The following is a 25,682-nucleotide window of genomic DNA, read 5'->3' as shown; positions in this document are numbered from 1 at the left end:
TCGGCGCGCGGGAGAGGATGGTCGTGACCGTCATCGATCTGGGGGAGCTGCGCGACGACGCCCCGCCAGGCCCGGCGCCCCGCCCTCCGCGTGCCGTCGGACGGCCGTTCCGCCTTCTCGTGGTGCTGCTGGTGGCGCTGCTCACGCTCACCGCCGCGACGCCGCCGCGAGGCCCGGTCGAGTGGACGCTGCCCGGCGGGCTGGGATCGGCCGTGTTCGTCTCCGGCGACGTGGTGTACGTGGTGCGGCCGGACCGCGCAGGAGCCGTCAGCGGGCGGGAACTCCTCGCGTACCGGGGCGACCGGGAGCGGTGGCGCAGCCCGCTGCCCGGCGTGGGCACCGCCGTGTCGGTGTGGGAGCAGGACGGCCGGGTGATCGTGGCCGGCCGGAGCGTCGACAACACGGACTGGCAGACGGTGACGTACGACGCGGCCACCGGCGCGGACGTCTGGCGCCGGCCCGGAATCGCGTTCGCTGTGGGCCGGGTGCTGCTGATGCAGTCGGCCACATCCGACACCAGTACGTCGATCATGGAGGTGGACCCGGCCGACGGCCGTACGGTGTGGACGGCGCCGATGACGGGCGCGCTGGGTTTCGACGTCGAACCGACCGGGCCGGTACGCATGGTGTTGTCCCCGGCGACCGGGCAGACGGTGGTCGTGGACGCGCGCACCGGCGCGCGGCTGGTGGCCCGTGATCTGGACCCGGTACGACGGCCCGGCCCGCGCCGGTTGCAGCTCGCCCGCGGACTGCTGCTGGAGTTCCGCGACGGCGACGGGGCCATCGAGGCGTACGACCTGGACACGCTCCGGCCGCGCTGGACCGTCGCGCGGAAACTCATCGGCCACGTCGAAAGCTGCGGCGCCCTGCTCTGCGCCGTCGGGCCAACCGGCGGGATGACCGCGCTCGACCCGGCGACCGGCGCCGTGCGCTGGAGCGTGGACCGGTGGGCGAGCGTGGCGGCGGCGCGCGGCGGCCGGTTCCTCGTCGGTACCCCCGACACCGACGCCGACGGCGGCCTGGCGGTGCTCGACCAGGACGACGGGCGGCTGATCGCCGACCTGCGCGGCTGGACCCTGGTTCCGCAGCACGAGTCGGGCGGCCCGCTGCTGGCGACACGGCCGCTGGGCGGCGGCAGCCGGCTCCTGGCCGAGGTGGGCCTGTCCGGCGATCCGCCCACGATCCGGGGCACGCTCACCGGCACCGACTGCACCACCGGCATGACGCTTCTGGTCTGCCGCCGGCCCGGCGGCGACTACATGGTGCGGCGGCTGACGTGAGCCCGGTGATCGAGCTGGGGGAGATGCGGCACGGCGAGTCCGCCGACGACCCGGCCGACGCACCGCCCCGCCGGCCGCCGGGCCGCACGGCGCGGGTGGCAGTGCTCGGGTGCCTGGTGCTGCTCGTGGTCACAGCCGCCGCCGGGCCGTCGCGACGGCCCGAGCCGATCCGGGTGCCCGCCCCGCAGGGCGCGGCGTTCGTGGTCCTGGCGGATCGGGTGGTGGTGGCCGACGGCCCGGGCGCGATCGGCCGGGGTGGCCGGGTGGTCGCCGCCTACCGGCTGCCCGGTGGGGAACCGGTGTGGCGGTTCGCGCTCACCGACGGCGACCACGTGCTCGGCCTCACCGCCGTGGCCGGGGGACTGCTGGTGACGAGCAGCCCGGCCGGGGACGGCGACTCCGTGTCGGCCATGCTCGACCCGGCCACCGGTACGCTGCGCTGGCGGCATCCCGGCTACCCGGTCCGGACCGCATCGGGCGGGCTGCTGCTGGAGAACCCCCGCCCACCAGGTGCGGGCACCGTGCGGGCCGTGGACCCGGCCTCCGGCGAGGTGCGGTGGACGCTGCCCGTGCCGGGCCAGGAGGTGGGATACCGCCGCGACGACCACGGGGTGACGCAGCTCGTCCTGGTCACCGCGCAGGGCCGGGTGACCGTGTACGACGCGGACTCCGGCGCGGTCGCGCACACCGGGCGGGTGGCGCCCGCGGCCGATCGCGCCGCCTACCGGTACGCGCAGGTGGTGGCCGACCTCCTGCTGGTCGAGGACGCCCGGGGCACGGTCACCGGGTACGGGCTGGACCGGCTCGACGAGCGATGGAGCCTGCCGGTCGGCTCCCGCGCCGGGCTCTGGTTCGCCGACTGTGCCGGGATGGTGTGCCTGCGCGACCAGGTGGGCGGTGCGCAGGCCCTCGACCCGGCCACCGGCCGTCCGGCCTGGTCGGACGAGCGCTGGCTGGGGATGGGCCCGGTAGGCGACCGGCTGATCGCCGCCGAGCGCGGGGTCGGGGAGGAACTGGAACTGTCGGCGCTCGACCCGCCGACCGGCCGCGTGCTGGCCCGGCTGGGGCGCTGGCGCGTCTCCGGCAACGACCTCCCGTCCGGGCCGCTACTAGGGCTGCGCACGCTCACCGAGGACCGGACGCTCGTCGGCGCGCTCGACGTGGCGGCCGGGCAGGTACGGATCCGGGGGATCCTGCCCGGCGCCTGGTCCGAGTGCGCGGACACGGGTACGGAACTGGTGTGCCTGCGACCGACCGGCGGCATGGCGATCTGGCCGGTCGGTCGCTGATCACCAGTTGGCCTGCGCCGGAGGCGGCGGCAGCGGCGTCGACTCGGGCCGCAGCACGTACGCGATCCCGCCGCTGCCCGCCTGCCAGGCGCTCTCGAACGGCCCGCGCGGCACGGTGCGGCGGACCCGCTCGTCGTCCGGGGCGTACGGGTCGTTGAGCACCGGGTCGCCCTCGGCGGTGAAGCCGGCCAGCACCATGAGGTGTCCCCGGGTGTCGTAGTCCAGTCCGGGCACCTGACCGGCGGTGAACGCGGCCGAGACGATCAGCGGGATGCCGGCGGCCACGAACCGTTCCGCCTCGGCCAGCGAGCGCAGCCGGGTGACGAAGGCGTCCACCCCGTGCGTCGCCGCGTACGCCGTGTTGAACGGCCAGTTGCCCGGCCCGCCGAAGGCGTGGTCGTAGCAGTGCCGGGCGGCGTGCACCACCTGCGGACGCGGGCCGGGCGGCGCCACCCAGGCGTACCGGTCCGCTGTGGGTCCGGTGCCCCAGAAGTCGAGCACCATCGACACGCAGGTGGGGCTGCACCAGGAGTCGCCGCCGCCACCCCAGCGGGTCTCCCCGGCGGCGTGCAGCCGCTGCGCGTAGCGCGGCACGTCCAGCACGCGCCCCCACGCGTCGCCGGCCTCCGCGCTGCCGGCCTCCGCGGGGGCGGCCTCAGCGCGGGCGGCCTCCGCGGGGGCGGCCTCCGCGCCGCCGGGCGGGTCGGTCGAGGCGACCACGCCCACGGTGCGCAGCACCGGGCCGGCGGCCGCGTCGAGCCGTCGGAGCAGGGTCACCCGGACCTGCCAGCCGGTCACCGTCGCGCCGGTCACCCGCAGCGTGTCGGCGGCGACCCGCGCCCGGTCGTCCTCCTGCCCGGGTACTGAGGCGCGGTGCACGGCGCTGTCGTCGGCGGCCCAGTGGCCCAGCTCGTACCAGCCGGTGGCGGCCGTGCCGTCGGCCCAGCCGCGCATTTCGACCCGCAGCCAGCAGCCGGGCGGGGTGTCGGCGGTCCACGAGGGCACCAGTTCGGTGACGGTGAAGCCGACGGCCGTCACGGGGGAGGTCCAGGTGCCGGCGGCGTACCCGGCCGTGGTCCCGGAGTGCGGATCGGTGTGCGTGACCCGGCCGGCCGAGCCGTCGAGCGTCAGGCCGTCCGGCCCGGCGCGCAGCCCGTCCGCACGACCCCGGTCCCGGTCCGCCGGGAAGCGGAACCGGCGGTACGCGATGTCGCGGCCGCTCATCGGGAACCCGCCCGGCGCGGCCGTGACCTGTGCCTGCTGCGCTTGTCGATCATCGCCGCCGAGCATCGCGTACCCGAAGGTTTTCTGCAACGGCGGCCCGTGCCGCCGCACGCGGCCGGCCCTCCCGCCGTGCTGTCACCGACCGTAGCCGCAGCGCATCAGCGGCATGGTCCCCCGCGTGCCCTTTGCTCTGCAGCCACCGACGCATCCGTGACGTACGGCTACCGCTACGCATGAGGCTGCAGAGCAAAGGGCGCGGAGGGGTATCTTCGCCGCCGGGGACCGCTTCGCCGTTTCGCCTGGTCAAGGAGATTCGGCTCGCCGGCTGTCCGGTTTGGCCGGGTGAGCGGCCATCACGGTGCGTGACGCACCGGTGAAAAGGTGTCAGCGTTACGAAGAGTCACCACTCGGGGCTCCAGGCGGGGCGAGGTGGCCCGAGCGCACCACCCGCGCTCCCCGGCGGTGCGCTCGTCGGCGGGCGTCTCGGGGGTCGGCTCCTCCGGCGGCGGGTTTTGCCTGCCGCACTAGGTTGTCAGGGGTCACGAGGTGGGAGGCCGGGATGCGGGTACTGGTGGTCGAGGACGAGCGCAACCTCGCCGACGCGATCGCGCGCGGGCTGCGCAAGCGCGGGATGGCTGTCGACGTCGCCTACGACGGCGACGCCGGGCACGAGGCGGCGTTCGTCACCCGCTACGACGTGGTGATCCTGGACCGCGACCTGCCCGGCGTGCACGGCGACCGGATCTGCGCCGACCTGGCCGCCTCCGGCGCGCTGACCCGGGTGCTGATGCTGACCGCCAGCGTCACCGTCGCCGACCGGGTCGAGGGGTTGCAGCTCGGCGCCGACGACTACCTGGCCAAGCCGTTCGCGTTCGACGAGCTGGTGGCCCGGGTGCAGGCGCTCGGCCGCCGCGCCACCCCGGCCGCGCCGCCGGTGCTGGAGGTGGCCGATCTGGTGCTCGACCCGGCCCGCCGGGTGGTGAGCCGGGGCGGCGTGCCGCTCGACCTCACCAACAAGGAGTTCGGCGTGCTCGCCGAGCTGCTCAAGGCGCGCGGCGCGGTGGTGTCCAGCGAGGAGCTGCTGGAGCGGGTCTGGGACGCCAACACCGACCCGTTCACCACGATCGTCCGCGTCACCGTGATGACACTGCGCAAGAAGCTCGGCGACCCGCCCCTCATCGACACCGTCGTGGGCGCGGGCTACCGCATCGGCGGGGTACGGCAGTGAGCGCGCGGAGCGCCCGCCGGGTGCGGCCGACGCTGCGGCTTCGGCTGACCCTGCTCAACGGCGTGCTGCTGGTCGGCGCGGGGGCGATCCTGGTGCTGCTGGCCTGGCTGCTGGTCCGCGACGCGCTGCGCCCCACCGACGAGCTGCTACCGGGCACCACTGTGGTGCTCACCGACGGGCGCACGCTCGACGCCGGGCAGTGGCAGCGGCAACTGGTGGACGCCGCGTCCCAGGAACTGCTGGTCAAGGGTCTGCTCGCGCTGGTGGCGATCAGCGTGGTCGGTGTGGCCGGGGCGTACCTGGTGGCCGGCCGGGCGCTGCGCCCGCTGCACCAGGTCACCGCCACCGCCCGCCGCCTCGGTGAGGCCACGCTCGACGAGCGGATCGGCTGGTCCGGCGCCGACGACGAGGTGGCCGAGCTGGCCGAGACGTTCGACGCCATGCTCGACCGGATCAGCGGTGCCTTCGAGGCGCAGAAACGGTTCGTCGCGAACGCCTCGCACGAGCTGCGGACGCCGCTGGCGGTGATGCGTACCGAAATCGACGTGACGCTCAGCGACGACGACGCCGACCTCGCCGAGTACCGCCGCATGGCCGGCGTGGTGCGCGACGCCTCCGAACGCGCCAACGGCCTGGTCGACGCGCTGCTGGTGCTGGCGCGCAGCGAGGCGCAGACCGGCCGGCGGCTCGCCCGGCGCGCCGAGTCGGACCTCGCCATCGGCACCGCCAACGCGCTGTCAGCAGTCTCCCGGGAGGTGGAGCGCATCGGCCTGAAGGTGCACACCTCGCTGCGCCCGGCGCCGGTGGTCGGCGACCCCGGCCTGCTCGACCGGCTCGCCGGCAACCTGGTGGAGAACGCGGTCCGCTACAACCACCTGCACGGCCGGATCTGGATACGCACCGGCACCGACGGGGAACGGTCCTGGCTGGTCGTGGGGAACACCGGCTTCGAGGTCGCCCCGGCCGACGTACCCGGGCTGTTCGAGCCGTTCCGGCGCGGCGGCCAGGAACGCACCGGCGCGCGCGGCTCCGGTCTCGGCCTGTCGATCGTGCGGGCCGTCAGCGACGCGCACGGCGGCACGGTGAAGGCGGTCGCCCAGCCCGGCGGCGGCCTCGAGGTGACAGTCACGCTTCCGTCGGCCGACCCGGCGGCGGCCACCTGACCGCCGACCTGGCCCGTCCGGCCGGTGAGGCGGCCTCACCTTTTCGTGCGGCCGGCCTCGGCTGTCCCGGCCGGACCCGACGGTGGTCGGCCCCCGGCGGCACGGTGGTCGGGCAGAATGCGCCGCTCCCGCTGGACGCGGAGCCGGGGATCAACGGAGAGTAAGCGCAGCGACGCCTCACCCTGCTCACCCACCGGAGCTGCCCGTGACCCACCCCTCGGCCCCGCGCCGCCGCCGTCTTCTCGCGGTCCTCACCGCCGGCGCCCTCACCGTCGCCGGCCTCTCGCCGGCCACGCCCGCGGCAGCCGTCGCCGCGCCCGGCCACGACAAAGTGGTCCACACCGTCCCCTCCACCGCCTCGCCCGACGTCCAGGACGGCTCGGTCGACGCGATCCACGACGCCGGTACGAAGATCATCGCGGGCGGCTCCTTCACCCGGGTGCAGAACCGCAACTCCGACGTCGACATCCCCCGCGACTACCTGCTCGCCTTCGACAAGGCCACCGGGCAGGTGGACACCGCGTTCGCGCCCACGCTCGACAACGAGGTGACGGCGGTCGTCGCCGGTCCCACAGCGGGCACGGTCTTCGTCGCCGGCAAGTTCAACACCGTCAACGGCGTGACCCGGCGCAAGGTGGCCCTGCTCGACGTCGCCACCGGTGCCGTCGTCACCAGCTTCACGCCGCCGGCGTTCAACGGTCTGATCAAGGACATCGCGCTCGTCGGCGACCGGCTGCTGGTCGGCGGCATCTTCACCACGGCCGGCAACCCCAACCCGCGCGGCGGGCTCGCGTCGCTCAACGCCACCACCGGCGCGGTCGACAGCTACCTCACCACGGCGCTGACCGAGAACCACAACTGGGACGGCGTCAGCGGCGCCAAGGCCGGCGTGGGCGCGGAGAAGCTCGCCGTCTCCCCGGACGGCACGCAGCTCGTCGTCATCGGCAACTTCAAGAAGGCCGACGGGGTCCTGCACGACCAGATCGTCAAGATCGACCTGGGTGCCACCGCCGCCACCGTCGCGGACTGGAACACGGCCCGCTACACGCCGCGCTGCAAGTGGCAGTCGTTCGACTCGTACGTCCGCGACGTCGCGTTCTCCCCGGACAACAGCTACTTCGTGGTGGTCACCACCGGCGCCCCGTACGGCGGGACGCTCTGCGACACCGCGGCCCGCTGGGAGGCCGGCGCGACCGGCAGCAGCCTCCAGCCGACCTGGGTCGACTACAGCGGCGGCGACACGTTCCTGTCCGTCGGCATCAGCGAGCAGGCGGTCTACGTCGGCGGCCACCTCCGCTGGCTCAACAACAGCACGGGAACCGACAACGCCCGGGCCGGCGCGGTCGGCCGGGCCAGCATCGCCGCGCTCGACCCCGCCAACGGCCTGCCGCTGTCCTGGAACCCGGGCCGGCACCCGCGCGGCATCGGCGCCTCCGAGATGCTCGTGACCCCGAGCGGCCTCTGGGTCGGCGGCGACACACTCTGGATCGGCAACTTCCAGTACCGCCGGGAGCGGATCGCGTTCTTCCCGCTCGCCGGTGGCAAGGCACCGCACCCGACCACCACGGCGACGCTGCCCGGCAACGTGTACCAGGCCGGCCTGCCGAAGCCGACCAACGTGCTGTACCGGGTGAACGCCGGCGGCCCGGTGGTCGCCGCCGCCGACGGCGGACCGGACTGGGCGGCCGACACCGGCTCCAGCCCCAGCCCGTACCACAACACCGGCAGCTCGACCTCCAGCTTCAACACGGTCGGCAGCCTGGACGCGACGGTGCCGGCCGGCACCCCGGCCGCGCTCTACAGCGACGAGCGGTACGACCCGGCCGGCGGCGCGGAGATGCTCTGGCAGTTCCCGGTGCCCGCCGGCACCGAGGTGCACGTGCGGCTCTACCTGGCCAACCGGTACGACGGCACCTCCGCGCCCAACACGCGCGTCTTCGACGTGGCGCTGGACGGCGCGGTCGTCCTCGACGACCTGGACCTGTCCGCCAGCGTCGGGCACAACGTGGGCACCATGCGGGAGTTCACGGTGACCAGCGACGGCACCGTCGACATCGAGTTCCGTCACGGCAAGGAGAACCCGCTCGTCGACGCCGTCGAGATCGTCAAGACCGGGCCTCCGCCGGCCGGCACCGGTGAGGAGGTGCAGGTCCGCTCGTACGACGGGCTGACCGGCGTCGGCGCGCCCGCTCCGGTGGCGAACCCGGACGAGACCGCGTGGTCCGCCACACGCAACGCGTTCTGGGTCGGCGGGACGCTGTTCTACGGCACCGGCGGCGCGCTGTGGCGGCGTACGTTCGACGGCACTACGTTCGGCACGCCCGAGCTGGTGGACCCGTACCACGACCCGTACTGGGACACCGTGGTGACCAACTCGGGTCCGGAGGGGCAGACGTACGTCGGCGCGACCACCGGCTTCTACGCCGAGATCCCGAACGTGACCGGCATGTTCTACACCGGTGGTCGGCTCTACTACACGCTGACCGGGCAGAACGGCCTGTTCTGGCGCTGGTTCACGCCGGACAGCGGCGTGGTCGGCGCCGACCGGTTCTCCGTGGCCGGGGCGAGCGGGTTCTCCGACGCGGGCGCCGTCTTCGTGGCCGGCTCCACGCTCTACAAGGTGAACCGGAGCACCGGTGACCTGTCCGCCGTCGACTGGGTGAACGGCGCTCCGTCGGGGACGTTCACGGTGCGCAGCGGCCCGGCGGTCGACGGCGTCGACTGGCGCGCGAAGGCGGTCTTCGTCGGCCCGTAAGGAAGGGCCCCTTCTTAACGCCTGCGGTAGAGGAAGGGCCCTTGTTAACACCTCGCTGTTAACAAGGGGCCCTTCCTTGCACGAGCGGGGTTGTGTGCGCGGCGCGGGCGGTGGAATGATCAACCGGTCAGCCCGAGAGGTGGAAGGGGGTGTGGTCGATGTTCGTTGTGAACCGTCCCGCGCCCCGCGTTCCCCGCTGACGTTCCCACTCCGCCGGGGCGCGCTCCCCACAGGAGGAAGCACAGTGAGTGCACAGATCCACTGCGTGACAGTCGAAACCGACGACCCGTACGCCCTGGCCGGCTGGTGGGCACGCGTGCTCGACCGCCGGCTCGCCGACGACGACCACCCGGGCGACCCGGAGGCGGTCCTCGCCGCACCCGACGGGCACGGCCCCGACCTGCTGTTCGTTCGGGTGGACGAGCGGCACGGCAAGGGCGCGTTCCACCTCGACCTGCACCCGGCCGAGGGCACCCGGGACGAGGAGGTGGCGCGGCTGCGCGAGCTCGGCGCCGCGCTGGTGGCCGACCGGCGCCGCCCGGACGGGACCGGCTGGGTGGTGCTCGCCGACCCCGAGGGCAACGAGTTCTGCGTCTGCCGGAGCCCTGCCGAGCGGGCCGCGTCCGCCTGATCCGGAAACGACACCGGGCCCCCGCCGTCACGGCGGGGGCCCGGTGCGTGACGGGTGTCAGTCCTGCTTCTCGATCTCGCCGCGCATCGTCACGAACTCCGACTGGAGTTCGGCCGCGGACTTGAAGTAGACGACCACCATGCCGAGGCTGCCCCGGTCGGCCCAGATGCAGACGGCCACCGGCACGTCCGACGCCTTGCCGTCGGAGCACTTGGCGTCGCCGCCCAGCGGGCCCGCGTCGACAGTCTTGAAGTCCTTGGTGGCCAGGTCCGGGGTGACCGCCGCGGTGGCGTCGGCCAGCTCCTTCTTCGGGTCCGCCATCACGCCGGACACCGCGACGATCATGACCAGGTCCTTCTTGGCCGGGTCGCCGTAGAAGGCGCCGACGGTGCTGGTCGCGTCCGGCACGTCCTTGCTGAGCTCGGACTTCATCTGCGCCGCGGCGGTCTGCAGCTGCGGGTCGGTGACCTTGGCCCGGCCGCCGAGCGTCTGCGGCTCGACCACCCGCGTCTTGGTGGCGGTGACCACCTCGTTGACGGTGTCCTTCGTGGCGAAGTAGGCGGCGACACCGCCGCCGACGCAGAGCACCAGGACCACCGCGAGGACGATCAGCAGGACCTTGCCGACGCCGGACTTCTTCGGCGGGACCGGCGCACCGAGCTGGCCACCGTACTGCGGCTGCTGCGGCGGGTAGTCGCCGCCGTACTGCTGCTGGGGAGCCTGCGGGTAGTCACCGCCGTACTGCGGCTGCTGCGGCGGCTGGTAGCCACCGGGCTGTTGCTGGGGGGAGGGGTAGTTGCCGGAGTAGGGACTGGACGGCGGCTGGGACATGTAGGCAGCTCCTGTGAGAAAACTGGACGCGTGATGGTAGCCAGCACCACCGACAGCCCGCTGTCCGCACAAGGGCGGCGACGCCAAACCGCGACCTACCCGTGACCTGGGCCGCAGACGCCGATCGCGGTGGCCGGGCCGTCCGGAACGGACAGCCCGACCACCGCGATCGATGCGTTGCGGTCGCCTCAGCGCAGGCTTGCCACGCCGTGCGGCAGGAACCGCTTGCCGGTCACCCGCTCGGAGGTGCCGGTCCGGTCCAGGTACGGCGTGACGCCGCCCAGGTGGAACGGCCAGCCGGCGCCGAGGATCATGCACAGGTCGATGTCCTGCGCCTCGGCGACGACGCCCTCGTCGAGCATGAGCCGGATCTCCTGCGCCAGCGCGTCCAGCGCGTTCTGCCGGACCTGCTCGGCGGTGAGCGGCTCGTCGCCGACCACGAGCAGCTTCGCCACCTCGTCGTTGATCTGGTCGTCGACCACGATCGGCTGGCCCGAGTCGGCGATCCGCTTGAGGTTCTCGCTGACGCCGAACCGGTCCGGGAACGCCTCGTGCAGGGTGCCGCCGACGTGGTACGCCACGGCCGGCCCGACGAGCTGGAGCAGCGCCAGCGGACGCATCGGCAGACCCAGCGGGTCCAGCGCGCTGTTCGCCACGTCCAGCGGGGTGCCCTGGTCGACGGCGGCGAACACGGTGCCGAGGAAGCGGGTCAGCAGCCGGTTCACCACGAACGCCGGAGCGTCCTTCACCAGCACCGACGACTTCCTGAGCTGCTTGCCGACCGCGAACGCGGTGGCCAGCGTGGCGTCGTCGGTCCGCTCGCCGCGGACGATCTCCAGCAGCGGCAGCACCGCGACCGGGTTGAAGAAGTGGAAGCCGACCACCCGCTCCGGGTGCTCCAGTTCGGCGGCCATCTCGGTGATGGACAGCGAGCTGGTGTTGGTGGCGAGCACCGCCTCCGGCTTGACGATCTTCTCCAGCTCGGCCCAGACCTGCTTCTTGACGCCCAGGTCCTCGAACACGGCCTCGATGACGAAGTCGGCGTCGGCGAAGACGGACTTGTCGACCGAGCCGCTGACCAGGCCGTACAGCTTGGCCGCGGTGCCCTTGTCCATCCGGCCCTTGCTGACGGCCTTCTCGATCTGGGTGTGCACGTAGCCGACGCCCTTGTCCACGCGGGACTGATCCAGGTCGGTCATCACGACCGGCACCTGAAGACGCCGGGCGAACAGCAGCGCGAGCTGGCTGGCCATCAGGCCGGCGCCGACGATGCCCACCTTGGTGACCGGACGGGCCAGGCCCTTGTCCGGCGCGCCGGCCGGGCGCTTGGCCCGCCGCTGCACCAGGTCGAAGGCGTACAGGCCGCTGCGCAGTTCCTCGGAGAAGACCAGGTCCGCGAGGGCCTCGTCCTCCGCCGCGGTGCCGGTGGCGAAGTCGGCGTCCTTCGCCGTCTCCAGCAGGTCCAGCGCCTTGTACGCGGACGGGACCGCGCCGTGCAGCCGCTGGTCGAGGGTCTGCCGGGCGAAGTAGAGCACGCCCGCCCACATGTCCTTGTCGACCTCGGGACGGGTCACGGTGACCTCGCCCCGGACCACGCCGGCGGCCCACTCCAGCGACCGCTCCAGGAAGTCGGCCGGCTCCAGCAGCACGTCCGCGATGCCCATCTCGGCAGCCTGCTTCGGCTTGAGCATCTTGTTCTGCATCAGCGGGTTCTGGATGATCACCTGCGTCGCGGCCGGAATGCCGATCAGGTTCGGCAGCAGCTGCGTACCGCCCCAGCCGGGGATGAGGCCGAGCGAGACCTCGGGCAGCGCCAGGGCCGCCGCGCCCGCCGACAGCGTCCGGTAGTGGCAGTGCAGCGCCAGCTCCAGGCCGCCGCCCATCGCCGCGCCGTTGACGAACGCGAAGGTGGGGACGCCGCTGTCCTTGAGCCGGGCGAAGACCCGGTGGCCCAGCCGGCCGATCTCCAGCGCCTGCTCGCGGTTCTCCAGGGCCGGGAGGCTGGTGATGTCCGCGCCCACGCAGAAGATGTACGGCTTGCCGGTGACCGCGATGAACGCCGGCTCCGCCGACAGCGCGGCGGTGATCGCCTCGTCCAGGCTGGTCAGGCCGGCCGGGCCGAAGGTGTTCGGCTTGGTGTGGTCGAAGCCGTTGTCCAGGGTGATGAGGGCGGCGGGCCGGTCCAGCCCAGGTACGGCCACCTGGCGCAGCAGCGCCTTGGTGACGACCTCGTTCGGTGCGGCGAGGCTCACTTGTCTCCACCCTCCCAGTGCGGGTTCTCCCAGATCACGGTGCCGCCCATGCCGATGCCGATGCACATGGCGGTGAGGCCGTAGCGGACCTCGGGGTGCTCGGCGAACTGGCGGGCGAGCTGGGTCATCAGCCGGACGCCGGAGGACGCGAGCGGGTGACCGATGGCGATCGCGCCGCCCCACGGGTTGACCCGCGGGTCGTCGTCGGCGATGCCGAAGTGGTCGAGGAAGGCGAGCACCTGCACCGCGAACGCCTCGTTCAGCTCGAACAGGCCGATGTCGTCGATGCTCAGGCCGGCGATGCGCAGCGCCTTCTCGGTCGACGGGATCGGGCCGACGCCCATCACCTCGGGCTCGACGCCGACGAAGCCGAACGACACCAGGCGCATGCCGACCGGCAGGCCCAGCTCTCGGGCGGTGTCCTCGGCCACCAGCAGCGCGGCGGTGGCGCCGTCGTTCAGGCCGGCCGCGTTACCGGCGGTGACCTTGCCGTGCGGCCGGAACGGGGTCTTCAGGCTGGCCAGCTTCTCCATCGAGGTGTCGCGGGGCGCCTCGTCCACTGTGGCCAGGCCCCAGCCCGCCTCCGGGTCGCGGACCGCCACCGGCACCAGGTCGCCCTGGAGCTTGCCGTTGGCGTACGCCTTCGCGGTCTTCTGCTGCGAGGCCAGCGCGAACGCGTCGGTGCGCTCCTTGGTGATGTGCGGGACGCGGTCGTGCAGGTTCTCCGCGGTGGAGCCCATCACCAGGGCGGACGGGTCGACGAGCTTCTCCGCGACGATGCGCGGGTTGGGGTCGACGCCCTCGCCCATCGGGTGGCGGCCCATGTGCTCGACGCCGCCGGCGATGGCCACGTCGTACGCGCCCACGGCGATGCCGCTGGCCACGGTGGTGACGGCGGTCATCGCGCCGGCGCACATCCGGTCGATGGCGAAGCCGGGCACGGTCTTGGGCAGGCCGGCCAGCAGGGCGGCGGTGCGGCCGATGGTCAGGCCCTGGTCACCGATCTGGGTGGTGGCGGCGATGGCCACCTCCTCCACCTTCTCCGGCGGAAGTTGCGGGTTGCGGCGCATCAGCTCGCGGATGCAGCGGATCACCAGATCGTCGGCGCGGGTGTTGGCGTACATCCCACCCGCCTTGCCGAACGGGGTACGGACGCCGTCGACGAAGACGACATCCCGGACTTCACGGGGCACTTGGAGCCTCCCTCGGCACGGGCATTTCCCCGGATGCTACTCGCCAGTAACCAGACGTGGCACCACCCCCCGCGTGGCCCACCTCACACCCCGGCCGCGGGAGTCACTGCTGCGGGGTGTGCAACGCCTCCGTCAGCGCGGGCAGGAGCAGCCCGATCTGCCACTCCCGGGCACCGAACCCGCGCAGCGTCTCCGCGACCGTCTCGTCGGTGATCTCCGCGGGCGGCTGCCACGCCAGCCGGCGGATCGAGTCCGGCGCGATCAGGTTCTCCGCCGGCAGCCGGTGCGCCCCGGCGGTGCCGACCACCACCTCCCGGGCCCGGGCCAGCCGCCCGGCCGCCACCGGGTCGCGTTCGGCCCACCGGTGCGGCGGAGGCGGACCCTCCACCGCCGGGCTCACCGGCAGCGCGTCGTCCGGCAACTGGCGCGCGTCGTCCAGCGCCGCCAGCCAGGTACGCGCCAGCCGGCGCACCGACCGCCCACCGAACCCGGGGAGCGTGAGCAGCGTCTTCTCGTCCTTCGGGTCCAGTTCGGCGGCGGCCACGATGGCCGAGTCGGGCAGCACCCGGCCCGGCGCGGCGTCCCGGCGGGAGGCGATCTGGTCCCGCGCGTACCAGAGGGAACGCACCCGGGCCTGGGCCCGCGCGCCGCGTACCCGGTGGATGCCGGACGTGCGCCGCCACGGCTCGGCGCGGACGCGCGGCGAGGCGCCGTTGCGCACCAGCGCGTCGAACTCCTCCGCCGCCCAGCCCGACTTGCCCTGCCGCTGCAACTCCTCGTCCAGCGAGTCGCGCAGGTCGACGAGCAGTTCGACGTCGAGCGCCGCGTACGTCAGCCAGGACTCCGGCAGCGGCCGGCTCGACCAGTCGGCGGCGGAGTGGTGCTTCTCCAGGCTGAACCCGAGCAGCTGTTCGGTCAGCGCGGCCAGGCCGACCCGCTCGAAACCGGCCAGCCGGGCGGCCAGTTCGGTGTCGAACAACCGGCGCGGGCGCAGCCCCACCTCGGCCAGGCAGGCGAGATCCTGGCTGGCCGCGTGCAGCACCCACTCGGTCTCGGCGATCACCGCGTCCAGGGCGGACAGGTCGGGCAACGGCAGGGGGTCGATGAGTGCGGTGCCGGCGCCGCCGCGGCGCAGCTGCACCAGGTAGGCGCGCTGGCTGTAGCGGTAGCCGGAGGCGCGTTCGGCATCGAGGGCCACCGGGCCGGTGCCGGCCGCGAAGCGGGCCACGACCTCGTCCAACTCGGCAGGTGTGGCCACCGGGGCGGGCGTGCCGTCGCGCGGCGCGGTCAGGGGGACGGCCGCGCCCGGTTCGGTCTCGGACCCCGCGTCCGCCGGCTCCGGCAGGGCCGACGTCGGCTGGGCGGACGCCTCCCCGGTACGGCTTTCGGCGGCCCGACGGCGCAGGGGTGGTTCGTCGGTCACCTGACAACCCTAGTAGGCCGGACGATCCGGTGTGCGCAGCCGGTCCGGCGTGTGTCGGCGCGATGGCCGTCAGGTGACCGGAAAGGTGCGGGTTGCGGGGCCGTGAGAGGGTCGGACAAGGGGGAAGACAAAGCCCGTTCCCGCCGGTACGGTCCATCGAGCCGCGAACGGCGTACGGGTGCCGCAGCGAGTCGGGGGGCGTCGGCGAAGCCGACGGGGAGGACGGTCGAGCATGACAGGCGGGTACGGAACCGGCGACGACGTGCCGGGGCACGGCGGCGGCGACACGGCAGCCGACCGGCCGGGGCCGCTGCCGCCGCGCTTCACCCCGCCCGCCGGTTCGGCCCCGGTGCCGGGATCGTTCCCCGGTGGATCCGAGTGGGCCGGCACCCCCGGCTACCCGGCGCGGGCCGCCGTCCAGCCGCCCGCCGGCTACCCGGGTCTCCCGGACCCGGCCGGCACGCCGCAGCCGACGCCCTACGCGGCCCCGTCCGGCGTCGCGACCCCGCCCGCCACGGCCCAGCCGGGCCAGCCGTCCTACGGCACCACGCCGTCCGAGCCGGGCCGGTCGTCCTACGGCTCCGCGCCGGGCCAGCCGTCCTACGGCTCCGCACCGGCCCAGCCGTCGTCCTTCGGCGCCGTACCGGCGCAGACCTCCCGGTCCGCCGCCCCGGCGTACCCGGGCCAGCCGGCCGCGTCACCGTCGTATCCGGGCCAGCCGGTCTCCGCGTCACCGTCCTATCCGGGCCAGCCGGCCGCGTCACCGTCCTATCCGGGCGGGCCGGGCTCGTCGTCGTACCCGGACCGGGCGCCCGCCGCACCGTCGTATCCGGGCCTGTCCGGCAGCGGCCCGTCGTACCCCGGCCAGCCGGTGTCCGCGCCCGCCTACCCGGGGCAGCCGGTGTCGGCGCCGTCCCAGCCCGGTTCCGCGTACCCCGGTCAGGCGGCCCTCGTCGGCGGCCCGGCCGGCTTCGGTGCGCAGCCGGCGCGGCGCAGCCGGGTGGCGGTGGTGGCGCTGGCCCTTGCCGCCGTGCTGACGGTGGTCACCGGCGTGCAGGCGTACCAGATCTACCGGCTCGACGACCGGCTCGCCGCCGCCGACAAGCGGATGGCCGAGGGGCAGGGCACGGACGCCAGCCGGCTCGACGGCCTGGAGCAGCGCGCCGGCAGCCTGGAGAAGAAGGCCGGCGCGGCCTTCAACCCGGAGGCGGTGGCCAGCGCGGTGCTGCCGAGCGTGTTCCGGGTGCGGGCCGGGCAGTTCACCGGTACGGCGTTCGCCGTCGGCAAGGCCCCGTCCGGCGGCGGCACCACGCTGCTGACGAACTTCCACGTGGTCGAGTCGGTCTTCACCGCGGGTGAGCGCAAGGTGTTCCTGGAGCGCAAGGACCAGCGGTTCGAGGCGACCATCATCGCCACCGACAAGGACAAGGACCTGGCGCAGCTGCAGACCACCGCCAAGTTCACCGGGCTGGTCGCGGCCCGCGACCCGGTGCGGTCGGGTCAGCAGATCATCGTGGTCGGCGCGCCGCTCGGGTTGCAGGACAGCGTCACCACGGGCGTGGTCAGCGCGTTCCGCGAGGACGAGCGCGGCGGCGGCCCGGTGATCCAGTTCGACGCGCCGATCAACCCGGGCAACTCCGGCGGCCCGGTGATCAACGGCTCGAAGGAGGTCGTCGGCATCGCCACGGCCAAGGCCCGCAACGCCGAGGGCATCGGGCTCGCGGTGCCGATCAAGACCGCCTGCGACCGGTTCCGGCTCTGCTGACCGGTGGCCGCACCGGCCCGGCCGCACCGCATCGACCCCGGCCCATCGGGCCACCCCGCGGGGGACCAGCACATCTGGAGGAACGACATGTCCTACCCACCGGCCGGGGGCGACAACCCGCCCCCGGCGCCGGGGGGCACGGTCTACGGCAACCCGTACGGCAGCCGGCCCGCGCCCCAGCAGTACGACCCGAACCAGCCAGCGCCGACGCTGCACCAGCCCACCGTGTCCGACGGCGCCCCCGGGTACGGCGGATACCAGCCCGCCACGCCGGGACAGCCGGGATACGCGCCCGGCGCCGCCCCGGTGCCCCCGCCGGCGCAGCCGATGTCGGCGCCGCCGGTCTCCGTCCCGCCGGTCTCCGCCCCCGGCTACGCGCAGCCGATGTCGGTCCCGCCCGCGTCGGCTCCGCCGGTGTCCGGCCCCGGCTTCGGGCCGCCGCCGATGTCCGGGCCGCCCGGCCCGTACGGCCCGGTGGGTGCCCCGCCGGCCACCGGCGGCGGCAGGAAGTGGGCGGCGCTGGTGCTCGGCCTCGTCGCCGCGCTGCTGTTCGTCTTCGGCGGCGTGATGACGTTCCTGTACGTCTCCGCGAACGGCGAGCTGGACAAGTCCCGGCAGACGGTCAGCCAGCGGGACGGCACGATCTCGGCGAACCAGCAGGAGATGGAGAAGCTCAAGGGTGAGCTGAAGGCGGTCCAGGAGCGGCTGTCGGACACCCAGCAGGACCTGACCGGCACCAAGAACGACCGGGACGAGCAGGCCCGGCAGAAGAAGGTCATCGCGAACTGCCTGGACAAGCTGACCACGGCCATGGCGGCGGCGTCGCGCGGCGACCGGGCCGCCTTCGAGGCGGCCAGCAAGGGCCTGGACAAGATCTGCGACGAGGCCGAGAACTACCTCTGACCGGCGTCCACCGAAGGCCGTCCCGGTTCGTCCGGGGCGGCCTTTCGTGTGTCCCCGGGCGGGGTGCGGTCAGGCGGCGCCGGCGGAGCGGCGGGTGGGCAGCGCGGTGACGCCGGGCGGCGGCAGGCCGGCTGTGGAGGCCAGCAGCGTGCACCAGCCGAGCAGGTGCGGGCCCAGGTCGGCGCGCAGCGGCGTCCAGGAGGCGCGGATCTCGATGTCACCGGCGGCGGGCGGCCCGGCCAGCTCGCCGAAGCGGGTGGAGAGCGTCTGGGTGACTGTGCCGCCGATCGCCCGGTGCCCGGCGCCCTGCGCGTCGAGCGCGTCGGTCAGCCAGGTCCAGCCGACACCGGGCAGCAGCGGATCGCTGGCCAGGTCGACCTCCAGTTCGGCGGTGACGTATGTGACCAGCCGCAGCGTGCCCTGCCACGCCTCGTGCCCGGCCGGGTCGTGCAGCAGGATCAGCCGGCCGGTGGCCACCTCGTCGTCGTCGCGCATCACGGCGGCGGAGAGCGCGAACGCGTACGGGGCCAGCCGCTGCGGCGCGCCGACCTCCTCCAGGATGATCTCCGGTCGGGGTGTGGCCGATCGCAGCCCCGCGACCGCGCGGGCGAACGTTTCCGGGAGCGCGATCGGGGGGGCCATGCGGGCAGCCTATGCCGCGCTCACCGCGCGGCGCGCGACGGCGCGCCGGGTGATCGACGGTTAAGAAGGGGCCCTTCCGCTACCGGAGGCGTTAAGCGGGGGCCCTTCCTTCTACGTCACAAATGCGGACGGTGAACGCGGGCGCGCACCGGGGGCGTGGCACGATTGCCGCGATGACCACCGACACCACGGGCACTGCCGCCCGAGACGGAGAACCCCGCCGCGGCGGGCCGGCCGACTCGCCCTTCGTCCGCGCCTGCCGGCGCGAGCCGGGCCCGCACACCCCGGTCTGGTTCATGCGCCAGGCCGGCCGGTCGCTGCCGGAGTACCGGGAGATCCGGGCCAACGTGCCGATGCTGGAGTCCTGCCGCCGGCCCGACCTGGTCACCGAGATCACGCTCCAGCCGGTGCGCCGGCACGGCGTGGACGCGGCGATCCTGTTCAGCGACATCGTGGTGCCGGTCGCCGCGGCCGGCATCGACCTGGACATCGTGCCCGGCACCGGCCCGGTGGTGGCCGAGCCGGTCCGTACCGCCGCCGACGTCGAGCGGATCACCCCGATCGGCCGCGACGACGTGTCGTACGTGGACGAGGCGGTCCGCCGGCTCGTCGTCGAGCTGGGCGACACCCCGCTGATCGGCTTCGCCGGCGCCCCGTTCACGCTCGCCAGCTACCTGGTCGAGGGCGGCCCGTCGCGTACGCACGCCAAGACCAAGGCGCTGATGTACGGCGACCCGGAGCTGTGGCACGCGCTGTGCGCGCGGCTGGCCGAGGTGACGCTGGCGTTCCTCCAGGTGCAGATCGACGCCGGGGTCTCCGCGGTGCAGCTGTTCGACTCGTGGGCCGGCGCGCTCTCCGAGGCGGACTACCGCCGCTTCGTGCTGCCGCACTCGACGTACGTGCTGGGCGGGCTCGCCGACGCCGGTGTGCCGCGGATCCACTTCGGGGTGGGCACCGGCGAGCTGCTCGGCGCGATGGGCGAGGCCGGCGCCGACGTGGTGGGCGTGGACTGGCGGACGCCGCTCGACGTCGCCACCGGCCGGATCGGGCCGGACAAGGCGGTGCAGGGCAACCTCGACCCGACGGTGCTGCTCGCCGGATGGCCGGTGGTGGAGGCCGAGGTGCGGCGCATCGTCGAGCAGGGCCGGGCCGCTCCCGGCCACGTGTTCAACCTCGGTCACGGCGTCCTGCCGGAGACCGACCCCGAGGTGCTGACCCGGGTGGTCGCGCTGGTGCACGAGCTGACCGCGCGACCGGAGCGCTAGGAGGAGACAGTGGTGCGACCGTGGCGGGTGGCGATCGTCGGTGGCGGGATCACCGGGCTGGCCGCCGCCGTCCGGTTGCGCGACCGGGCCCCCGAGGGCACCGAGATCACCGTGTACGAGCAGTCCGGCCGCCTCGGCGGCAAGCTGCACACCGGTGAGCTGGCCGGCGGCCCGGTCGAGTTCGGCGCGGAGTCGTTCCTGATGCGCGACCCGGCCGGTGGCGAGTCGGCGGCGGTGACGCTGGCCCGCCGCCTCGGACTGGACGCGTCGATCGTGCACCCGACCGTCGGGCAGGCGGCCCTGCTCGTCGACGGCACGTTGCGCCAGGTCCCGGGCGGCACGCTCGTCGGCGTACCCGGGGATCTGGACAAGGTGGCGGCGGTCGCGCCGCCGGCCGCGGACGCCGACCGCGACGCGGGCCACCCGCTGCTGGCCGAGGGTGAGGACACCTCGGTCGGTGAGCTGGTCCGCAAGCGTCTCGGAGACGCGGTGGTGGAGCGGCTGGTCGACCCGATGCTCGGCGGCGTGTACGCCGGGCGGGCCGACGACCTGTCGCTTGTCACCACGATGCCGGCGCTGGCCCGCGCGGCCCGCGCCGAGCACACGCTGGTCGGTGCGGTACGCGCCGCGCAGGCCGCCGCGCCGCGCGCGCCCGGCGCACCGGTCTTCGGCACGCTCGCCGGTGGGCTGAGCACGCTGGTCGAGGCGGCGGCGACGGCGAGCGGGGCGACGATCCGCCGGGGCGCCGCGGTACGCGAGCTGCGCCGCACCCCGGACGGCTGGCGGCTCACAGTCGGGCCGACCCGCGACGCCGAGCACGTCGAGGCGGACGCGGTGCTGCTCGCGGTGCCGGCCCGCCCGGCCGCCCGGCTGCTCGCCGCCGCCGCGCCCGAGGCGGCCGGCACGGTGGGCGCGCTCGACTACGCGAGCGTCGCCCTGATCACCCTCGCGCTGCCGGGGCCGGCCCTGCCGGAGCTGTCCGGCTTCCTGGTGCCGGCCGGCGAAGGGCTGACGATCAAGGCGTCCACGTTCTTCACCACCAAGTGGGGGCACCTGCGGCGGCCGGACGGGCTGGCGCTGGTGCGCGCCTCGGTGGGCCGGTACGGCGACGAGACGTCGCTGCAGCTCACCGACGACGACCTGGCCGACACGGTGCACCGGGAGCTGTCGGCGGTGCTGGGCGCGCCGCTGCCGGTGCCGGTGGCCCGGCACGTGCAGCGGTGGGGTGGCGCGCTGCCCCAGTACACGCCCGGGCACACCGCCCGGGTGGCGGCGGTCCGGACGGCGCTGCGCGCCGCCCACCCGACGCTTGCAGTGGCCGGGGCCGGTTACGACGGCGTCGGTATCCCGGTGTGCGTCCGCTCCGGCGAGACGGCGGCCGAAGAGATCATCACGGCACTGGAAGGATCGGCAGCATGACCGAGCAGACCAACGCGGCGCGGCTGCGCGAGCTCAACGAGACCATCCGCTACACGATGTGGTCGGTGTACCGGGCCACCAGCCCGCTGCCGTCGCTGCGGGAGAACGTCGTCGACGAGGTCGAGTCGCTCTTCACCGAGCTGGCCGGCAAGGACGTCACGATCCGGGGCACGTACGACGTGGCCGGGCTGCGCGCCGACGCCGACCTGATGATCTGGTGGCACTCGTCGTCCAGCGACGCGCTGCAGGACGCGTACCTGCGGTTCCGCCGGACCACGCTGGGCCGGGCCCTCACCCCGGTCTGGTCGCAGATGGCGCTGCACCGCCCGGCCGAGTTCAACAAGAGCCACATCCCGGCTTTCCTGAACGACGAGGAGCCCCGCGCCTACCTGTGCGTCTACCCGTTCGTGCGCTCGTACGAGTGGTACCTGCTGCCCGACGCCGAGCGGCGCGAGCTGCTGGCCGAGCACGGCAAGATGGCCCGGGGCTACCCGGACGTGCGGGCCAACACGGTCGCCTCGTTCGCGCTCGGCGACTACGAGTGGATGCTGGCATTCGAGGCCGACGAGCTGCACCGGATCGTGGACCTGATGCGTGACCTGCGGGCCTCCGGCGCCCGCCGGCACGTACGGGAGGAGATCCCGTTCTACACCGGCCGCCGCCGCTCGGTCGCCGACATCGTCAACTGCCTGGTGTGAAAGGAAGGGCACCTTCTTAACGCCTGCGGTAGAGGAAGGGGCCCGGCTTAACACCGCGACGGTGTCGAGCAGGGCCCCGACCGGGACGGCGGTCGTCAGGAGGTCGTCGTGCAGGACACGATGCTGGGCACCGGGTTCGTCGCACTGGCCGAGCCGGTGAAGCCGAACGAGGTGCTCGCACCCGGCGCGAGCGAGCCGTTGTAGGCCACGTTGCGTGCCGTCACGAGCGTTCCGCTCGTTGTCACAGAGGCGTTCCACGCCGAGTTGACCTGCTGGCCGTTCTGGTAGTTCCAGCTCACCGACCAGCCGCGGATCGGCGAACCGCTGCCGTTCGTCACCTTCACGTCGGCCTGGAAACCGCCACCCCACGAACCGGTGATCGCGTACGTCGCGGTGCAGCCACCGGCCGGGTTCGGCGTGGTCGGCGGCGGGCTGGTGGGCGGCGTGCTCGTCGGCGGGGTGCTGGTGGGCGGCGTGCTGGTCGGCGGGGTGGTCGGGCCGGACCCGCCGAAGTCCACGTCGCTGCACAGGTAGTAGGACTGGTCCAGGTGGCTGGCCTGCCAGATCGTGTAGACGACGTGCCGGCCGGTGCGGCCCGGCGCGTTCGCCGGGATCTGGATCGACACGCCGTCCACCTCACGCGTCCACTGGCTGGCCGGTGTGTTGCCGATCTGGCCGACCAGTTCCAGGTCGCTCCAGCGCAGCGGCGAGGTGAGCGCGTTGTAGCCCTGCTTGGTCACGTACACCCGGATGTAGTCGGCGCCGTGGCTGGCCTGGTCGAAGAACTTGACCCGGAAGTTGTTGGTGACCGGCACGGTCTTCCAGGCGCCGACGGTGTCGAGCGCGTTGTACCGGCCGCTCTGGGTGCGGCCGCCGCTGCAGAGCTGCCCGTCGGGGATGGCGCCCTGGTGGTTGCCGGCCACGCCCTCGCGGAACAGGCCGTTCCAGTTCCACATGGCGTTCGGGTCGGCCTGCCACGCCTGCCAGCACATCGGATCCTGGGTGGCCATGGCCGGGTTCTGGAAGTCACCGCCCCAACGCTGCCAGCAGCTGTAGCTGCGCGACGCCGGGTCGACCACCGACCCGTGCGCCGAGGCCGGGCCGGAGAACGCGGTGGTGAGCAGCGCCGCGACGACCGCGCAGACGCCGAGGATCGCCGCCGCGAGCGGTAGCGGGCGGCGGTACGGAGTGGACATGGAAAGCCTCCGGGATGGGGTGTCGGTGCACGACGCCCGGACTCGGGAGTTGCCCTCTCCCGCGTGGCGGCTCCGCCCGCACGCTGCCACAGAAAGCGACAAACGTCAATGAGTTGGGTCGCGGCGCATCGGAGTGTGTGGGATGCCGTCCTCGACGTAGCCGGGGCCGCTGACCTCGAAGCCGAGCCCTTCGTAGAAGCCGACCAGATGCGTCTGCGCGTCGAGCACGCACGGCCGGTCACCCACCACGGCGAGCGCCTCGGTCATCAGCGCGCCGGCCAGGCCCGCGCCGCGGGCCACCGGCGCCACCACCACCCGCCCGATCCGTGCCACGCCGCCGGGGTCGGCCAGGATCCGCAGGTACGCGACCACGGCGTCGTCGCGGCTCAGCCACAGGTGGCGGGTGCCGGGTTCGACGTCCCGGCCGTCCAGTTCCGGGTACGGGCAGGACTGCTCGACCACGAACACGTCGATGCGCAGCCGGAGCAGGTCGTGGAAGGTGCTGGTGTCCAGGTCGGCGAAGCTTGCCAGGTGGGACTCGACGGGCATCGGCCCAGGGTAGGCGGCGCGTCTCCGCCCGGTCGTGCTCCCCCTGGCGCGGCACGCCGGCTCGGCGCGCCGGGCCGGCGCGGTCCCGGTGTGCCGGCTCAACGCGCGGCGGTTCGGCGTGGCCGGGCCGGCGCTGCTCAGCCCTTCGACGTGCGCAGCCCGGTGGCGGTGGCGGTGACGGCGCGCTCGAACCAGGTGCCGGTGTCGGCCGCCGAGCGGGTCCAGACCGCGACGCACTGGGTCACCCGGCCGTGGTGCAGGCAGCCGTAGCGGTGCGGGAAGCGCGTGCCGTCGGACACGGTCATGGTCGCCGACACCACCCGGCCCGGCACGCCCAGCCCGGCGGGCAGGTCCCCCGCGGTGTGCCCGGTGGTCACCTGGCCCTCCTCCTCGTCGCGCTCGCACGCCTCCAGCAGGCCGAAGACCTGCCGTACCGCGTCCGCGGCGGCCGCCTCGTCCGGGTAGACCACGGTCTCCTGGGCGATCTCGACGAACTCGCCGGCCGGGGTGCCCTCCGGCGTGACGAAGACCCGGGTGGACGCGACGAGCCGCCGGTCGAGCAGGGGCAGCGGGCGACCGCAGACGACACCGTCGGAGTCGAGCCGCTCACTGGCGTGCTCGGGTTCTTCGGCCAGGCCGGCCAGGCTGCCGGTCGCGGCGTAACGGTCGCGCAGCGCCGCGGCGGCCCCGCCGTCGGTGGGCGAGGGCGCGGCCAGGGCCGGCGCGGGGGCGGTGGCGGGCTCGGTGGTGGAACCGCAGCCGGCGAGGACGGCGACCAGGGCCACCGCGATGATCAACCGTCGGGACACCGGAGGGATGCTAGACGGAGATCGACGCCGGTGCCGCCCCGGGAGCGCCCGCGTCAGGCGGGGCGGGCGCCGACCGCGTCGCGTACCTCGGCGCCCTGCTCGCCCTCCACGGCGCGGGCGCAGTGGGCGCAGCAGAAGAAGCGGCCGGAGACCTCGACGCCGTGCCCGACGATCTTGATCTGGCAGTGCTCGCAGATCGGCGCCATCTTGTGCACCGCGCACTCGAAACAGTCGAACGTGTGCCGCGACCCGTCGACGGTGCGCACCTCGAACGCCATCCAGTAGTCGTTGCCGCAAACCTCGCAGGCAGCCATGCGAAACCCCCCGAAAACGGACCTGTCATCCGAGAGTCGCGCAGACGACACCTTCGAGCAACCGGAACCGGCGAACCTGATCCGGCCCCACGGCGAGTCGCTCCCGGCGTGTCGCGCGTTGACTGCTGTGACCGCCGAAAATCCCCGGAGGATTCGTGATCAAGCGCAACAAGCTCTTCGGCAACCAGACCCGGGTGACGTTCTCGCTGCCCAGGGACACCCCGGCCGGCACTGTGAGCGTGGTCGGCTGCTTCAACGGGTGGGAGCCCGGCCGGCACGAGCTGGTGCCGCGCCGCGACGGCACGCGTACCGTGACGGTCCGGCTGAAGCCGGGGGAGTACCGCTTCCGCTACCTCGCCACCGGCGGGGTGTGGCTGGACGACGAGGCCGCCGACCAGGTGGACGAGGCCGGCGGCCTGCTGCGACTCTGACGCCGCCGTCAGCCGGCGCTGGGCTCCAGCCGCACCGAGATCGAGTTGACGCAGTGCCGGGTGTCCTTCGGGGTGAAGCCCTCACCCTCGAAGACGTGCCCGAGGTGGCTGTCGCAGCGCGCGCAGCGGATCTCCACGCGCCGCATGCCGAGCGTGTTGTCCGGAATCTCCTTGACCGCGCCCGGGATGGCGTCGTCGAAGCTCGGCCAGCCGCAGTGCGAGTCGAACTTGTCCTGGCTGCGGAACAGTTCGAGCCCGCAGGCCCGGCAGTGGTAGACGCCGGGGGTCTTGGTGTCGACGTACTCACCGGTCCAGGGCGCCTCGGTGCCGGCCTCGCGGAGCACCCGGAACTCCTCGGGGCTCAGCCGCACGCGCCATTCGTCCTCGGTACGGGGCAGTTCGTTGTCGGAAAGACTCACCGT

The 25,682-nt window shown here is 73.9% G+C and carries 23 protein-coding genes; 12 read left to right on the top strand and 11 right to left on the bottom strand.

Annotation, left to right across the window (positions count from 1 at the left end; all coding sequences use genetic code 11):
* Positions 1–23 precede the first annotated feature (23 nt).
* The gene (locus tag FHX31_RS22020) at positions 24–1,280 is read left to right on the top strand and encodes an outer membrane protein assembly factor BamB family protein (protein ID WP_184977122.1); all 1,257 of its coding nucleotides are present in this window, start codon (positions 24–26) and stop codon (positions 1,278–1,280) included.
* A complete protein-coding gene (locus FHX31_RS22015) occupies positions 1,277–2,569 on the top strand; it encodes an outer membrane protein assembly factor BamB family protein (protein ID WP_184977121.1) in 1,293 nt (430 codons plus the stop codon). The genes FHX31_RS22020 and FHX31_RS22015 overlap by 4 nt, the downstream gene beginning before the upstream one ends.
* On the opposite strand, the gene FHX31_RS22010 is transcribed toward FHX31_RS22015, so the two are convergent.
* On the bottom strand, positions 2,570–3,883 hold the full coding sequence (locus tag FHX31_RS22010) for a peptidase C39 family protein (protein WP_262421056.1): 1,314 nt from the start codon (positions 3,881–3,883) through the stop codon (positions 2,570–2,572). It lies immediately after the preceding gene.
* 469 nt (positions 3,884–4,352) lie between these two features.
* Here FHX31_RS22010 and FHX31_RS22005 point away from each other — a divergent pair, with 469 nt between their 5' ends.
* From FHX31_RS22005 to FHX31_RS21990, 4 genes are all read left to right on the top strand, one after another.
* Entirely contained in the window at positions 4,353–5,021 is a 669-nt protein-coding gene (locus FHX31_RS22005; RefSeq protein ID WP_013284809.1) for a response regulator transcription factor, read from the top strand.
* On the top strand, positions 5,018–6,184 hold the full coding sequence (locus FHX31_RS22000) for a sensor histidine kinase (RefSeq protein ID WP_369830064.1): 1,167 nt from the start codon (positions 5,018–5,020) through the stop codon (positions 6,182–6,184). The genes FHX31_RS22005 and FHX31_RS22000 overlap by 4 nt, the downstream gene beginning before the upstream one ends.
* A gap of 205 nt (positions 6,185–6,389) precedes the next feature.
* Positions 6,390–8,939 (top strand): malectin domain-containing carbohydrate-binding protein, encoded by a 2,550-nt coding sequence (locus FHX31_RS21995; RefSeq protein ID WP_184977119.1) that lies wholly within the window; start codon positions 6,390–6,392, stop codon positions 8,937–8,939.
* A gap of 244 nt (positions 8,940–9,183) precedes the next feature.
* Complete coding sequence (locus FHX31_RS21990) at positions 9,184–9,570, top strand: VOC family protein (RefSeq protein ID WP_013284812.1); 387 nt, start codon at positions 9,184–9,186, stop codon at positions 9,568–9,570.
* A gap of 57 nt (positions 9,571–9,627) precedes the next feature.
* Here the strand turns inward: FHX31_RS21990 and FHX31_RS21985 are convergent, their stop codons facing one another.
* From FHX31_RS21985 to FHX31_RS21970, 4 genes are all read right to left on the bottom strand, one after another.
* A complete protein-coding gene (locus FHX31_RS21985) occupies positions 9,628–10,401 on the bottom strand; it encodes a hypothetical protein (protein WP_013474522.1) in 774 nt (257 codons plus the stop codon).
* A 188-nt stretch (positions 10,402–10,589) separates the two neighbouring features.
* Positions 10,590–12,653, bottom strand: coding sequence for a 3-hydroxyacyl-CoA dehydrogenase NAD-binding domain-containing protein (locus FHX31_RS21980; protein WP_013284814.1), 2,064 nt, complete (start codon positions 12,651–12,653; stop codon positions 10,590–10,592).
* Complete coding sequence (locus tag FHX31_RS21975) at positions 12,650–13,846, bottom strand: thiolase family protein (protein WP_184977118.1); 1,197 nt, start codon at positions 13,844–13,846, stop codon at positions 12,650–12,652. Before FHX31_RS21975 ends, FHX31_RS21980 begins: the two co-directional genes overlap by 4 nt.
* A gap of 103 nt (positions 13,847–13,949) precedes the next feature.
* Positions 13,950–15,269, bottom strand: coding sequence for a ribonuclease D (locus FHX31_RS21970; protein ID WP_030274529.1), 1,320 nt, complete (start codon positions 15,267–15,269; stop codon positions 13,950–13,952).
* Between the two features lie 232 nt (positions 15,270–15,501).
* Between FHX31_RS21970 and FHX31_RS21965 the strand changes: the two genes are divergently transcribed.
* Positions 15,502–17,034 carry a trypsin-like peptidase domain-containing protein gene (locus FHX31_RS21965; RefSeq protein WP_184977117.1) on the top strand — a complete coding sequence of 511 codons (1,533 nt, stop codon included), beginning with the start codon at positions 15,502–15,504 and terminating at the stop codon, positions 17,032–17,034.
* 87 nt (positions 17,035–17,121) lie between these two features.
* The gene (locus FHX31_RS21960; RefSeq protein WP_184977116.1) at positions 17,122–17,937 is read left to right on the top strand and encodes a hypothetical protein; all 816 of its coding nucleotides are present in this window, start codon (positions 17,122–17,124) and stop codon (positions 17,935–17,937) included.
* Between the two features lie 69 nt (positions 17,938–18,006).
* Here FHX31_RS21960 and FHX31_RS21955 read toward each other — a convergent pair whose 3' ends face one another.
* Positions 18,007–18,579, bottom strand: coding sequence for a DUF3000 domain-containing protein (locus FHX31_RS21955; protein WP_013284819.1), 573 nt, complete (start codon positions 18,577–18,579; stop codon positions 18,007–18,009).
* Between the two features lie 173 nt (positions 18,580–18,752).
* Between FHX31_RS21955 and hemE the strand changes: the two genes are divergently transcribed.
* Genes hemE through hemQ form a run of 3 tightly spaced genes read left to right on the top strand, consistent with a single transcriptional unit; the run spans position 18,753 to position 21,961 of the window.
* Positions 18,753–19,844 carry a uroporphyrinogen decarboxylase gene (gene hemE, locus FHX31_RS21950; RefSeq protein ID WP_041784164.1) on the top strand — a complete coding sequence of 364 codons (1,092 nt, stop codon included), beginning with the start codon at positions 18,753–18,755 and terminating at the stop codon, positions 19,842–19,844.
* Positions 19,845–19,853: 9 nt separating this feature from the next.
* A complete protein-coding gene (gene hemG / locus FHX31_RS21945; RefSeq protein ID WP_013474526.1) occupies positions 19,854–21,263 on the top strand; it encodes a protoporphyrinogen oxidase in 1,410 nt (469 codons plus the stop codon).
* A complete protein-coding gene (gene hemQ, locus FHX31_RS21940; RefSeq protein WP_013474527.1) occupies positions 21,260–21,961 on the top strand; it encodes a hydrogen peroxide-dependent heme synthase in 702 nt (233 codons plus the stop codon). The genes hemG and hemQ overlap by 4 nt, the downstream gene beginning before the upstream one ends.
* Before the next feature lie 95 nt (positions 21,962–22,056).
* On the opposite strand, the gene FHX31_RS21935 is transcribed toward hemQ, so the two are convergent.
* The 4 genes from FHX31_RS21935 to FHX31_RS21920 all read right to left on the bottom strand — a co-directional run bounded on the left by FHX31_RS21935 (position 22,057) and on the right by FHX31_RS21920 (position 24,829).
* Positions 22,057–23,157, bottom strand: coding sequence for a lytic polysaccharide monooxygenase (locus FHX31_RS21935; RefSeq protein WP_151012805.1), 1,101 nt, complete (start codon positions 23,155–23,157; stop codon positions 22,057–22,059).
* 105 nt (positions 23,158–23,262) lie between these two features.
* Positions 23,263–23,706 carry a GNAT family N-acetyltransferase gene (locus FHX31_RS21930; RefSeq protein WP_145754628.1) on the bottom strand — a complete coding sequence of 148 codons (444 nt, stop codon included), beginning with the start codon at positions 23,704–23,706 and terminating at the stop codon, positions 23,263–23,265.
* Positions 23,707–23,843: 137 nt separating this feature from the next.
* On the bottom strand, positions 23,844–24,515 hold the full coding sequence (locus FHX31_RS21925; RefSeq protein WP_013474529.1) for a hypothetical protein: 672 nt from the start codon (positions 24,513–24,515) through the stop codon (positions 23,844–23,846).
* A gap of 53 nt (positions 24,516–24,568) precedes the next feature.
* A complete protein-coding gene (locus tag FHX31_RS21920) occupies positions 24,569–24,829 on the bottom strand; it encodes a hypothetical protein (RefSeq protein WP_013284826.1) in 261 nt (86 codons plus the stop codon).
* Between the two features lie 155 nt (positions 24,830–24,984).
* On the opposite strand from FHX31_RS21920, the gene FHX31_RS21915 reads away from it, so the two are divergent.
* Positions 24,985–25,260 carry an isoamylase early set domain-containing protein gene (locus FHX31_RS21915; protein WP_013284827.1) on the top strand — a complete coding sequence of 92 codons (276 nt, stop codon included), beginning with the start codon at positions 24,985–24,987 and terminating at the stop codon, positions 25,258–25,260.
* Positions 25,261–25,268: 8 nt separating this feature from the next.
* Here the strand turns inward: FHX31_RS21915 and msrB are convergent, their stop codons facing one another.
* Positions 25,269–25,679 carry a peptide-methionine (R)-S-oxide reductase MsrB gene (gene msrB / locus FHX31_RS21910; protein ID WP_013284828.1) on the bottom strand — a complete coding sequence of 137 codons (411 nt, stop codon included), beginning with the start codon at positions 25,677–25,679 and terminating at the stop codon, positions 25,269–25,271.
* Between the last annotated feature and the right edge of the window lie 3 nt (positions 25,680–25,682).

Source organism: Micromonospora sp. CNZ286, from assembly GCF_014207755.1.
Note: the sequence above shows the minus strand (reverse complement) of the source record. Positions and strands in the feature narration are given on the sequence as shown.

Bases quoted from the DNA above. Each gene is read 5' to 3' on its own strand.
- FHX31_RS22005 (WP_013284809.1), top strand. From the start codon at position 4,353: ATGCGGGTACTGGTGGTCGAGGACGAGCGCAACCTCGCCGACGCGATC.
- FHX31_RS21985 (WP_013474522.1), bottom strand. From the start codon at position 10,401: ATGTCCCAGCCGCCGTCCAGTCCCTACTCCGGCAACTACCCCTCCCCC.
- FHX31_RS21965 (WP_184977117.1), top strand. From the start codon at position 15,502: ATGACAGGCGGGTACGGAACCGGCGACGACGTGCCGGGGCACGGCGGC.
- FHX31_RS21960 (WP_184977116.1), top strand. From the start codon at position 17,122: ATGTCCTACCCACCGGCCGGGGGCGACAACCCGCCCCCGGCGCCGGGG.
- FHX31_RS21955 (WP_013284819.1), bottom strand. From the start codon at position 18,579: ATGGCCCCCCCGATCGCGCTCCCGGAAACGTTCGCCCGCGCGGTCGCG.
- hemE (WP_041784164.1), top strand. From the start codon at position 18,753: ATGACCACCGACACCACGGGCACTGCCGCCCGAGACGGAGAACCCCGC.
- hemQ (WP_013474527.1), top strand. From the start codon at position 21,260: ATGACCGAGCAGACCAACGCGGCGCGGCTGCGCGAGCTCAACGAGACC.
- FHX31_RS21935 (WP_151012805.1), bottom strand. From the start codon at position 23,157: ATGTCCACTCCGTACCGCCGCCCGCTACCGCTCGCGGCGGCGATCCTC.
- FHX31_RS21930 (WP_145754628.1), bottom strand. From the start codon at position 23,706: ATGCCCGTCGAGTCCCACCTGGCAAGCTTCGCCGACCTGGACACCAGC.
- FHX31_RS21920 (WP_013284826.1), bottom strand. From the start codon at position 24,829: ATGGCTGCCTGCGAGGTTTGCGGCAACGACTACTGGATGGCGTTCGAG.